9 protein-coding genes are annotated in these 11,894 nt (G+C 60.7%); 4 read left to right on the top strand and 5 right to left on the bottom strand.

The window, feature by feature from the left end; all coding sequences use genetic code 11:
- Window positions 1–73 precede the first annotated feature (73 nt).
- Window positions 74–1,117, bottom strand: coding sequence for a glycosyltransferase family 2 protein (locus tag AC1DYJ_RS26730; protein WP_477284877.1), 1,044 nt, complete (start codon window positions 1,115–1,117; stop codon window positions 74–76).
- A gap of 521 nt (window positions 1,118–1,638) precedes the next feature.
- Between AC1DYJ_RS26730 and AC1DYJ_RS26725 the strand changes: the two genes are divergently transcribed.
- Entirely contained in the window at window positions 1,639–2,571 is a 933-nt protein-coding gene (locus AC1DYJ_RS26725; RefSeq protein WP_477284879.1) for a phytanoyl-CoA dioxygenase family protein, read from the top strand.
- 144 nt (window positions 2,572–2,715) lie between these two features.
- On the opposite strand, the gene AC1DYJ_RS26720 is transcribed toward AC1DYJ_RS26725, so the two are convergent.
- From AC1DYJ_RS26720 to AC1DYJ_RS26710, 3 genes are all read right to left on the bottom strand, one after another.
- A complete protein-coding gene (locus tag AC1DYJ_RS26720; protein WP_477284881.1) occupies window positions 2,716–3,984 on the bottom strand; it encodes an acyltransferase family protein in 1,269 nt (422 codons plus the stop codon).
- A 282-nt stretch (window positions 3,985–4,266) separates the two neighbouring features.
- Window positions 4,267–5,403 (bottom strand): glycosyltransferase, encoded by a 1,137-nt coding sequence (locus tag AC1DYJ_RS26715; RefSeq protein ID WP_477284883.1) that lies wholly within the window; start codon window positions 5,401–5,403, stop codon window positions 4,267–4,269.
- Between the two features lie 61 nt (window positions 5,404–5,464).
- Window positions 5,465–6,511 (bottom strand): glycosyltransferase family 4 protein, encoded by a 1,047-nt coding sequence (locus tag AC1DYJ_RS26710; protein WP_477284884.1) that lies wholly within the window; start codon window positions 6,509–6,511, stop codon window positions 5,465–5,467.
- A gap of 441 nt (window positions 6,512–6,952) precedes the next feature.
- Between AC1DYJ_RS26710 and AC1DYJ_RS26705 the strand changes: the two genes are divergently transcribed.
- Window positions 6,953–8,083, top strand: coding sequence for a glycosyltransferase family 4 protein (locus tag AC1DYJ_RS26705; protein WP_477284886.1), 1,131 nt, complete (start codon window positions 6,953–6,955; stop codon window positions 8,081–8,083).
- Here the strand turns inward: AC1DYJ_RS26705 and AC1DYJ_RS26700 are convergent.
- On the bottom strand, window positions 8,076–9,344 hold the full coding sequence (locus AC1DYJ_RS26700) for a glycosyltransferase (protein ID WP_477284888.1): 1,269 nt from the start codon (window positions 9,342–9,344) through the stop codon (window positions 8,076–8,078). The genes AC1DYJ_RS26705 and AC1DYJ_RS26700 overlap by 8 nt on opposite strands.
- A gap of 208 nt (window positions 9,345–9,552) precedes the next feature.
- On the opposite strand from AC1DYJ_RS26700, the gene AC1DYJ_RS26695 reads away from it, so the two are divergent.
- Both AC1DYJ_RS26695 and AC1DYJ_RS26690 read left to right on the top strand, forming a co-directional pair.
- A complete protein-coding gene (locus tag AC1DYJ_RS26695; protein ID WP_477284890.1) occupies window positions 9,553–10,425 on the top strand; it encodes a glycosyltransferase family 2 protein in 873 nt (290 codons plus the stop codon).
- Window positions 10,426–10,439: 14 nt separating this feature from the next.
- Window positions 10,440–11,747, top strand: a complete 1,308-nt coding sequence (locus AC1DYJ_RS26690) for a polysaccharide biosynthesis/export family protein (RefSeq protein WP_477284891.1) — start codon at window positions 10,440–10,442, stop codon at window positions 11,745–11,747.
- Window positions 11,748–11,894: the final 147 nt, after the last annotated feature.

Here is an 11,894-nt window from a genome sequence, read left to right as displayed (position 1 = left end):
GAATTGTGAGGCAGGTCGAGAGCGGGCAAACGCCCCAAGTTATGAGGCCGATGGCCATGGAGCCGCTTACGCGCTACTGATGGGTACGGGTGAACGCTACATCGTGCTTGCCACGAATTTCGTCACCACGCCCGTCTCCCGGATAGTGCCCCCCCAAGCTCCGGCCTGAAATCACCAATAGCGCTCGTTTGAACGCTCCCTTCGATCGATAGAAATGTCCCAGCGGCGGAAACAGCCTCGATGCGGGTGTCAATGAAAAGCAATATCTGAGCAGCTCGACACCAAAGGCAGTCTTTCCCCGGAACAGATTCAAAATAGCCTGCCAATAGGCAACGTCGGCAACCTTGTGAATGGCTATGCGATGCAATCGGTTTGCCTCCGGCATGGCAGCTCCTTCCCGCGAGAAGAAGCTGTCAAATACGGCCAGTCTTTGCTTCAATTGGGTCAGCTTATCTGAAAAGTAGACGGCCGTTATTTGTGCTGCATGCAGACGATTGATACCGAGAGCGCCCTCGAACTCCACGACCTGCCCCAACTGGGCTAGGCGAAGCGCCATCTCAAGGTCGTTCGCGTGGGGAAGCGACGCGCGGTAGTGCCCCACCGCCTTTTGCGCAGGCATCCTGACCAACACCGATCCCAGGGCAATGGAATTGCCTAGATGGCGGCAGCAGTCCTCGATGAACTGCACCCCTTCCGTTACCCGCCATCCATCTGGCTGACTCGGCTCGACGAAATTTTCCCCGTCAATCATATCGAGCTTAGGCCCGATGGTGAAGACAGCCCTGGGATTGCTATCGAGGACCTCAACGGCGCGCCGAAGTGAGCCTTCGGTCAGTAGATCATCGGCGCACAAAAGCATGAAATAATCTCCGCGCGCGATGTCCACGCCTTCGTTGTAGGACACCACTGGTCCCAGGTTCCTGGCGTGGCACACGACTTCAACTCGGCTGTCCTCGGCGGCAAGTCGGCGCGCCACTTCCACGCTATCGTCTGTTGACGCATTATCGATGACGACAATCCGAAGATCATCGATGTTTTGCGAAAGCACACTGTGGATACATTGCGCGAGGAACCGACCAGCGTTGTAGCAGGGTATGACTACATTGATGCTGGACATCAGCACAGGTTCCTTTTGTAGTCGCCTTGTTGTCGGCCGGACTGCCCCGGAACCGCGCCAAACCATGGTCGAGGACAAGGGCTTGGGTTCCCGAAACCATCCTCTAACAGATCGGCTGGAAGGTCATGCCGTCTAAAAGGCTAGGGGGCGGCAATCGACCAAAAGGGTTAGCGGTGCCTCGTCGCCAACCCATCCGCCCTCATTCAGAAACCGAAGGTTTGGAAGCGATGCGCTCTTACGGAAACCCCTGTTTTCGACGGCCGGTTGGAATTGCCAAAAAAGAGATGGTGTCGACCTTGGCACGGTAGCCGGTGTGACTGAAAGCAGCCCGCGGTCGTGCCTCGGCTGATAGGCTTACGGGATGCTACTTTTGGGGTAACCCAGGAGGTCGCTAAGGCAAAATGCCATGCCTCGCGTGGTTCCCTACTCCGAATGAGGCGCTGTCGCCGGTCGCGGCCAGCAGGCTAGTTTCCGAATACCGGCGGGTGCGTTTGCGGCAGCCGTTTCTGTGGGAGATTTCCATGGCAGCCTTGTTCATCGACTCGAACCACGACGACGAACAGCGTCGGCGCAGGCTTTACTCGGGAGACATCTTCATCTTCTCGGCGTCGCCGAATACCGAGGCCTTGATCGCCCTCGCCAGGGAGATGTTGGAAGAGGCGTTCGCACCGCATGACCCGCGAGCGATTCACGAGCACCTGACGGCGGAGCACGTCGCCTCGATTCTTGGCAAGACAAAGCCCGCCTTCATCCATCACCCGGAATGCAAGAGGCTGATCTCCCTCATCATGCAGGAGCGGGGGATGGACCTTGAGAAGCTCTATTTCGACGTCCCGAGGATGAGGTCGGCATATCCGTCCCATTTCCTGTCATCAGGGATTGCCTATGCTTTCCATCCGCATCGCGACACCTGGTATTCGGCTCCGATGTGTCAGATCAACTGGTGGATACCGATCTATCCGCTCGATCCGGAAAACGCGATGGGCTTCTACCCTGGCTACTTCGATGTTCCGGTGGAGAACAATTCCGAGATCTATAACTACTACGAATGGAACACCAAGAGCCGCGCCGACGCTGCCAAGCACGTTAAGAGCGATGCCCGAGAGCAGCCTAAGCCGCAGCAGGAGCTGAACGAACAATCGCTTCGCTACCTGCCCCCGCCGGGCGGCATTATCGCCTTCTCCGGCGCGCAGCTGCACGAAACCGTTCCAAACACGACCGGAGTCGCGAGGTACAGCATCGACTTCAGGACAGTCCACCTCGATGACGTGATCGCTCACCGCGGTGCGGCCAATGTGGATTCCCGCGCCACGGGAACCACCATGCGCGACTACATCTGCGCGGCCGATGTCGGTCGGCTCCTCCCCGAGGAAGTCGTCAGACTTTACGATGACGGTACCGAAACTGCCGGCAAAGTGCTCCGGTTCGGCGACCGCCTTGTCGCCGCCCAATAGGCATCGTTGCGCGATCGGCTAGGTGGCCGCCGCAAGAGGGGTAGCGACTGAACGAGCGGCGGCCCGCCATGCGAGGCGTTAGGTTCGGCAGATCAGGCCTACAAAATCCGCGGACACTATCAGGGTCAGAGGTCGGTGGCGCTATCACACCCAACGCCGGTTGAGATAGCGTGTCACTGGCGCTTCGACATAGCCGAAAATGAATACAGCAACGACTGTGACAAGCAGGGGAGTTGCCGCCAATATGAGGATCGGGATGATGCGTGAGGTCGGACCGAGCGACACGATTTTTTCGGACGTATTGTTGACGAACTGATGGCACAGATAGATGGCGTAGGTGCAGCGGGCGACGAAATTGACTGACGGCGACCGCACGACATGGCCGGCCTTCTCCAGCATCACCGTTCCGAACAGCAGCAGCGCTGCCGGCAGCCCCAGATCGACGAGCCGGGGCAGATCTGGCCAGAACACTGGCCTTAGCACCACGGCCGCCACGCCGATGCCAAGCGCCAGCAGCGCCCATCCGACGGCGCGGTCCTTCCCCTGCCAGTGCAGCTCGCCTGCAGTCGCCTTGTAAATCAGGACGCCGAAGGCGAAATCGATCAGAATCGGATCGGTGTAAGCCGCCAGCGCCGGGTTCTGCGGCTGGAATATGTGACCGCAGAGCACAAGCAGGATGACGAAGGCCGAGGCCAGATAGGCCGCGTTCCGGCGGCTCACGGCCAAGCACACGGCCATGATCACGCTGAACTGAACGATGACGACCAGCGTCCAGGTAGGATGCAAGATTGGATAAGGTCCATAGGGAATGAACAGCATCGACATCGCGAGCTCGCGGACGGTCGGCGCGCCGTAACCCGCCACCGCGTCCTTGGCGAAAAAGGCCAGCAGCGTGAACCCCCAGTAGAGCGGCAGGATGCGAATGGCCCTGTCGCGCAGATAGCCCAGCGCCGTCCTGCTCGGGTTGCCAAGGACGTGTGCTGAAAGGAAGCCCGACACGACAAGGAAAAGGTCAGTTCCGAAGCGTAGCAAATCGACGATGGCTGAACCCGCCCCCATTGCGATAAAGACGGGCTCGAGATGGACGTAGACGATGCCATAGGCCGCAACGAGCCTGAGGATCTGGATGTTGTTCCAGAAAAGCTTGTCCCGCGAAGCCGCCACCTGCCTTGCGGTGAGCCGGTATTCCTCGTTGATCCGTGACGCGACCATGGCCAACTGCTTGCGCGCTGTCCCCAATAGCCGCGAGCTGGACGCTCGGCCCAGCCCACTATGGAGGGCTGAGCCCGGATAGGCCCGCAGGAGAAACATCAACAGCGTGCTTGCGGCCAGTGCCGCCAGCCCAAGAGTGGCGAATGCGAACCCAGTACTCATCGGGTTCACTCCAAGGTCAGACGCTCCTGCCAGCGGCAAGGGCTTCTGTTGCAGGTTGCCACACCTCGCAGGAAAATAGGCGCATCGCGCCGGGAAAGAACCGCTGCATAAGTATGTATAGCCTGTCGCCCCGCTACCACCTTCGGATGCTTGTCAGGCAGGCGCGCTATCTGCTTCTACGCCAGCGAACTCGAAGGCGCCTCGCTCGGTGCGAACTGCCGCCGATAGCGATAGTGTGGAGACTCCTAGGTTGCGGCGAGCGTCGCCGGCTCCATATCCACGCCAGCATTGGGGCTTCACGGTCGCGGGACTGTCGGAGAATCAACTCTGGCCGCGTCCCGCCAGCAAATCCTTCCACTGCTGCAGAAAGCGATCCTTGGTTGCAGCTGACGCCATGTCGCGCAGCGCGCGACTTGTTTTCGATTTTTCCGCGGGGCTCCGAAGAAGCGCTTTCCGCATCGCGTGTGCAATCTCAGCAGGATGGTCAGGCCGTACCTGAATGCATTTGCCTCCGACGGCTTCCACAAGGGCGCTGCCTTCGGACACGATCGGGAGCAGTCCCATATAGGCCGCCTCCAGCGCCGGCATCCCGAAACCTTCGAGAAGGCTTGGCAGCAGGAATGCCTCGGCGTTTGCATAGAGCCAGCGCAGTTGTGCATCGGGCACGTAACCCATGAGCTTTACTCCGGCGATGGTCCTCGCGAGTTCGACGATATCTGCATGGCCGTCACCGCGCGACCCACACAGCAGGTATTCAATACCCTGACTATGGAATCCGCCGTCTCGATACGCCATCAGAGCGGCGATTTGGTTCTTGCGGGTTTCAAACGCGCCGACGGTGAGAAAATACCGACCGTCGATTCCGGGGGTCTTCTCTGCCGGACCATTGAACAGTTCGGTGCGCAGATACAGGGGAATTACCCGCAAGAACCGGAAATCTGACCCGAAAAGGGATATGAACTGCCTCGCGGAGAAGTCGCTGACGAAGACGACACCCGGCTTGGCGCGGCGGATTTTCTGGTAAGCGCGTTCGTAGTTGGCGCTGGTCCGTTCGTCGTAGAGCTCGCTATGCGTCAGCGGGCCTACGTCGTGGCACAGGACGATATCGTTCTTCGTCAAACGTGACCTCAGAACATAAAGCGGATCCAGAAACAGCCGAAAGCCGCGCTCTTCGATACGGTCACGGATCGGGAAGAACTCACTGTCCTGGAGCCAGTTGATCTCAAGCATCATCAGCCGGGCGGCAATCTTCCGAACCAGCCCTTCGGGAGCGAATGAACCCAGCCGCCAGTACCGGACCCCGGCCCGACCCGGGACAAATTCCCGGGTCAGATCCTTGGCGATGTGATAGGCGCCGGTCCGGTTCAGGATCGACAGCGAGTTGTCGAAAAGAACCACCCTGGGGGATACTTCTGTGCCCGCGCCTTGCAATCTGTCCAGGTCGATCCGCTCATTCATCATGCTGCTCCTGAATCTCTGGCCACACGCGAGACTTCAAAAAGCCATTCCTGCCTCAAACTCACATCCGATCATTGTCGAACTCACCGAAATCGGCGTCGACCTGCATCATGAGCTCAAGATATTTCCACGCGATCCACCGCCAGGAATAGCTGCTTGCCCTGGTGTTTCCCTTGGTCACAAGCCATTCGCGCAGTGATGGGGTGAGCATCAGCAGGCGGATTTTTTCGGCCCAGGACAGCACGTCATCGGGATCGGCATAGAGAGCTGAATCACCACAGATCTCCGGAAGGCACGCCGAGGTCGATGCAATGACGGGGCAACCCGATGCCATCGCTTCGACGGCCGGAAGACCGAAACCCTCGATGCGTGACGGGAACAGGAAGCACAGGGCGCCTTCGAGTGCCTTCTTGAAGTCGTCGTCCCCTATGTGACCAAGCAGGACGATGTTGCCAGGCATTTCCGGGACGTAGCGCAGGACCGTGGTCTCATCGACATCGCCTGGCATCCAGAGATCGAGGCCCATCTCGTCGAGGAGCGGGGCCAGCCTGGCGAGAAGCCCCATGTTCTTGTATTCCTGATCTCGCCGTCCAAGGCAGAGCACATACGGCCTGCCGCGGTCGACGGTCAGCGACGATCTCGTTGCATCCCATCTCTTCGCATGGTCGCTGCCGTTGTAGGTGACGACGATGTTCTCGTCCGGCGCGATGCCAAAATCCATCAGATGGTTGCGCGAGAGTTGCGAGACGGTGGTGATGCGGGCGGCCCGCCTGCCAAGTGCCGGCAGGATCAGGCGGTGCGCCCAGCGGAAACCGAACCCGTAGCTCGACGGCATCAGCCTGGTGTGCATGTCGTGGATGCACGCGATCTGGCGCCGCAGCGCGACGGGAGCGAGGTTGCAGAAGCTCAGCAACCCTCCCGGCACGTGCCAGGGCAACTGCGCCTGCACCCAGAATTGCGGCAGTCGCGGCCTGCTGAATTCAGGAACGACCCGGACCGGGATAGCGTCGAGGCGGAGAGGTTCCGAAAGCGGACGCGGCACCACGAGATCGATCTCCAGGTCGCGACCGAGCGGATGCCCTTCCGAAAGGAGGGCGTCGAGGGCCATGGTCACTTCGCGGGCGTAGCGGGCAACGCCGGTCGGCCGAAGCGTCGTGAAGTCTCCATTTATCGTCCAGCGTCGTCTTGGCGCATCCTGGTCCGCCCACGCCCAGGCGGAATGCCCGATCGCCGATTGGGCAGCGTCGGCAGGCGATCTCGCCAGTGGTGTCTCGGCGTGGTGGCCATTCAACCGTCCGGCCGGTCTTGGCGGTGGCGCCTGCGTCGTGCCGAACTCGAGCTTGCCCATGTCCACCACCTTCCCCGGCCCTTTCGGCTCCCTGGGCAAGACTAGCATTCCCGGGGGCACTAAGGTCCTCAGACGTTTGAGGTAGGCACAATGCCGGACCTCGCCTATCCGGATGCTTCCCCGGTTAACCGGATGACCCGATGGCCATGGTGACCCGGCGTCTTCGCAGCCCCACACTGAAGGCCACAAAGGGGGCGCGCGATGGCACGGCGCTGGACAATCAATGGGCGTTTTCTTTCCCAAGCGACAACAGGCGTCCAGCGCTACGCGCGCGAGGTCGTCCGCGCGCTCGACGCCTTGATCGCGGAACAGGACCCCCTCGCCCGCGGCCTCGAAATCGGACTGCATTGTCCCCTTGGCTCCGACAAGATCCCCCTGGCTTTCATCGAGCGCCGCGAGATCGGCCACGCGGGCGGCCATATCTGGGAGCAGACGCAGCTCCCGCTGTCGCTGGACGGAGGCGGGCTCCTCAGCCTCTGCAACACCGGACCACTGCTTACCCGAAAGCATATCGTCTGCATCCATGATGCAAACGTCTGGAATGCGCCGCAAAGCTATTCGCGTGCCTTCAGGAGCGTCTACAAAACGTTGTTGCCGTGGCTTGGCAAGACGGCATGGCGTGTTTCGACGGTTTCCGATTTCTCGCTGAGCGAACTGGTCCACCGCGGCGTCGTCCCCGGGCAACGGGCTTTCCTAGCCCAGAACGGCCATGAGCATGCCTTGCGATGGACGCCTGAACACTCGGTCAGGACACGAATGGCGGCCTCACGGGAAACCATCGTCATGATCGGCAGTACCGCGCCCCACAAGAATGTAGGGCTTGTCCTGGACATGGCCGCCCGCCTTGCCGATGCCGGGCTCAGGATTGCGGTTGTCGGCATGTCGGATTCGCGCGTTTTCAAGTCAGGGCCAACCAGCGCAAAAGCCCAAAACATCCACTGGCTCGGCCGCATTTCCGATGGCGAGTTGGCTGCCCTTCTCGGGGATTCACTATGCCTGGCGTTCCCCTCGCTCACGGAGGGCTTCGGCCTCCCCGCCCTCGAGGCGATGGCGCTCGGCTGCCCGGTGGTGGTTTCCGACCGAGCCAGCCTGCCTGAAGTCTGCGGGAGCGCAGCGCTGTTTGCGCCTCCCGACGACCCGGAGGCATGGTTCGACCGTTTCATGCAGCTTCGCAATTCTGAAGCCCTGCGACTGCAGATGATAGCCAAGGGACGGGCGAGAGCTTCGACCTACCGTTGGAGAGCGACAGCCCTGCATTATCTCAAGGCGATGGCCGCCGCGGACGGCGTCGACACGGAAACGAAGATCGTCAGGGCGCGAGAGTTCACGTAAGCTCGTGCAGCGCCTGGACGGCCCCGAGCGATTCCAGGATGGCGCGGTCGAAGTTCTCTTCGGAAAAACGTCCGGCATTTCTGGCGCAGTCGCGGGGCGCGATGGCATGGCGGTTCTCTTCGAACCGCTCGACTGCCTCCTTGAGGTGATCGACGGTCTGAGCCTTGAACAGCACCCCTGTCGGCTCGGGCGATGACCCAAAGCGCCTCACAATGTCGACCGCTCCGCCGCGGCCGAAGGCGATCAGCGGCGTTCCGCAAGCCTGCGCCTCGGCCAGCGCTATGCCAAAATCCTCGCAACCCGCAAAAACCATCGCCTTTGCGCGCGCCAGGGTGTTCACATAGTCTTGCCGGGGCAGGTAGCCCGAGAAGGTGATATTCGGGCCGGCAAGCGCCCGCAGGCTGGAGGATTGCTGCCCTTCGCCAACGATGACCAGCCGCCGCGACGGCATCTCATTGAAGGCCCGGATGACGAGGTCGGTGCGCTTGTACGGCGCAAGGAACGATGCCGAGACATAGTAGTCATGCTTGTCCTCGACGCAGGGCAGCTCCGCGAGGGCAACCGGCGGAAAGACGACGCGGGCCTCGCGCCCGTAGATGTGCTGGATACGGGAGCGGACATAATTCGAATTCGCCAGCATCATGTCCGGACCGTGCGCGGTTCGCGTGTCCCAGGTCCTCAAACGATGGAGCATGTAGCGGTAGAGCATTCCCTTGGGGCCAAACCCGAGGTGACCCTGCTGAAGATAGGAAAACTGCTCGTCCCAGGCGTAGCGGACCGGGCTGTGCACATAGCAAAGATGCGGTTGGTCCGGCCTGGTGATCACGCCGCGCGAAAATGCGGCCGAAGACGAGATCACCGCGTCGTAGCCTGTCACGTCGAACTGCTCGATCAGGAAAGGGCAGAAGAAAAACAGCGACCGATAGAATTTCTGCACCATCGGGATCCGGTTGGCAGCGGACGTATGGAATTCGACGTCGCGGAAATATTGCTCCTTCACCTCGGCCGGCAGGAAATCGAAAAGCGTGAACACTTCGGCATTGGGGAACTGCTTGCAGATTTGCGCCAGAACCCGTTCGCCGCCCCGGAAGTTCGGGCACCAATCGTGAACGACAGCTATCTTCGCGTACCTGTCGACGCGAAGCTCCGACGTGGCCGGCAACTCTTCGATGGGCACATCGACCTTGGCCGCGACCGTCAGATCGGAAGAGCGTTCGTGGAGCATGGATCCCCTCGCACCAGCAGACCCGGCAGTCTCCATTCCACGTCATCGTCCCGGCAAGTTGTCCGATCGGCTACAAGCCGCTCCGGCCGCACGCCGGCCTAATGCTTCCGGATGTGTGTCGTCGGTGGGAATACTCCAAAAGCCGGTGTCAGGAGGTAGGCAAGCTCATTCCGTCTCCTTTTATGCAGGCTGTTTTGCTGCTCTCGTCGGTCTAGCGTTGGCGAAACCGAAACCTGGATCGAGCATGAAACTCGTAGTGATCATCCCGACCCTCGGCCGCAGGGAACAGCTCACGCGCCTGATCGAATATCTGGGCGGCCAGACGAGACTTCCCGACGAGGTCATATTGTCGGCGCCTGACACTGCCCATGTCGAGTTGCCACAAGACTGTCCTTTCCCGCTATCGGTCGTTTTCGGACCAAAGGGATCTTCCGTCCAGCGCAACACGGCTCTCGCGCCTTCCCTGCAGCGCTTCGACCTCATCACATTCTTCGACGATGATTTCGTTCCCTCCGCCCAATACCTGGAGCAGGTCGAGAACGCTTTTACGGAAAATGACGGATGGGCAGTGGTGATGGGCAGGGTCGTTAGAGACGGAGCCACGAATGCGGGCCTCACCTGGGAAGATGCCGAAACCGCCCTGCGCGAAGCCGAGGGCAAAACGCATCCTGGACCGCTGGTGGTCGACCATGTCGGAGCTTACGGCTGCAACATGTCCGTCCGTTCATCGCTTGTGGGCGACTTGCGTTTCGACGAGCGCCTCGTCCTTTACGGCTGGCAGGAAGACATCGACTTCACCAGCCGACTGAGGTCCAGAGGCCGTGTGGTCTGCGTGACCTCGATCATGGGCGTCCATCTCGGCATCAAGTCGGCGCGCACCAGCGGGACGCGGTTCGGGTATTCCCAGGTTGCCAACCCGATCTACCTGATCAGGAAGGGTTCCGTTCCGGCCTCTTTCGCGCTTCCCCTGATGTTCAGGAATATAGCGGCCAACCTCGCAAAGAGCCTGCGGCCGGAGCCCTATGTCGACCGGAGAGGCAGGCTCAGGGGCAATATGCTCGCGATCCTGCATGTCGCCATGGGACGGATCGAACCTGAATACATCCTGAAAATCTGACGACGGGGAAGACAATGCGGAAATGGCTTGTGACGGTGGCGGCTTCATTGGCGGCGGCGACTGTCTGCGTCTTGCCGGCGGGGGCTGCCGAGTATCTCCTCGGGCCTCAGGACAAGGTTAGGCTCAAGGTTTACGAATGGCGCGCGTCACGCGATGTGATCTTCGAATGGACGGCGCTCAACGACAGTTTCGTTGTGGGTGCCGACGGCACGCTCTTCCTTCCATTTGTCGGCCAGATACGCGCGCAGGGCACCGCCCCCGGCGACCTCGCCCGCGCGATCGGCGACCGCCTGATGCAGAACATGGGCCTCGGCCGCCAGCCGAATGTCGCCGTCGAGATCGTCCAGTACAGGCCGTTCTATATAGTCGGCTACGTCACGCAGCCCGGCGAGTTTCCCTATCGGCCTGGCCTGACGGTGCTGCAGGCGCTGGGTATCGCCGGCGGCCTGCGGACACACGAGGAAGACATGTCGAGGCTCGAGCGTGAAGTCATCTCGGGTCAGGGCGACGTGGGTTTGCTCGCGCTGAGCAACGTCAATCTGCTCGCGCGCAAAGCGCGGCTGGAATCCGAACTGGCAGGCAGCGACGATATCGCTTTCCCTGCGGACTTGAAAGACAGGGCTTCGAACGAGACGGTCGCGATGGCGATGGAGCAGGAGCGCAAGATCTTTGCCGTTCGCAAGGATGCGATGACGACGCAACTCCGTTCCCTCCACGAACTCAGGGATTTCCTGGAAAAGGAACTGGTCTCACTCGAACAGCAACTGACCTTCCGCGACAAGCAGATTGCACTCATCCAGAAGGAACTTGCGGGTGTTTCCAACCTTGTCCAGAAGGGTCTGGCGGTAGCACCGCGGGAACTCTCTCTTGAGGGGACGGTGGCACAGATGCAGAGCGACAGGTTGGCTGCCGAGACGTCGCTCTTGCAAGCCAGGCAGGAGATAAGCAAGACTGACATCGAGATCCTCAACCTTGGCAACAGCCGAGCCAACGAAGTCGCCCAGGCTTTGCGCGAGACACAGCAGCAACTCAATGAAGTTGCCAGCAAAGTCGATACTGCGGTGCAGTTGCTGCACGAAACCGAGGTCACCGCACCTGCACTGCTTGCCCTCAGGGATCGTTACGAAAGTGCCGTGCCGATCTTCAAGATCGTGAGGATGACGAACAGCGGCTCGGAAGAACTCACGGCTGAGGAAACGACGCCGATCGAACCAGGCGACACCGTGAAGATCGAGCTCCCGCCGCCGCAGTCGGGCCTGGCTGCCCTACCTGTAAGCCGCGGCATTCAGGCGGAAACGCTTCCGGTTCAGGGCACCAACTGATCAAGCTTGCATGGTTCGCTGCGCCCCGTTTGGCATGGGCCTCTATGCAGAAAGCGCGGCTGCTGGAGGCCGCCCGGACGGATGAAGAGCATTGTGGGCGTGACAGGCTTGGTCGCTGCACCATCTGTGCAATGTCCCCCTCGGCAC

The organism is Mesorhizobium sp. P2_B11 (assembly GCF_056404855.1).
This window is presented reverse-complemented; position numbering and strand designations above follow the sequence as displayed.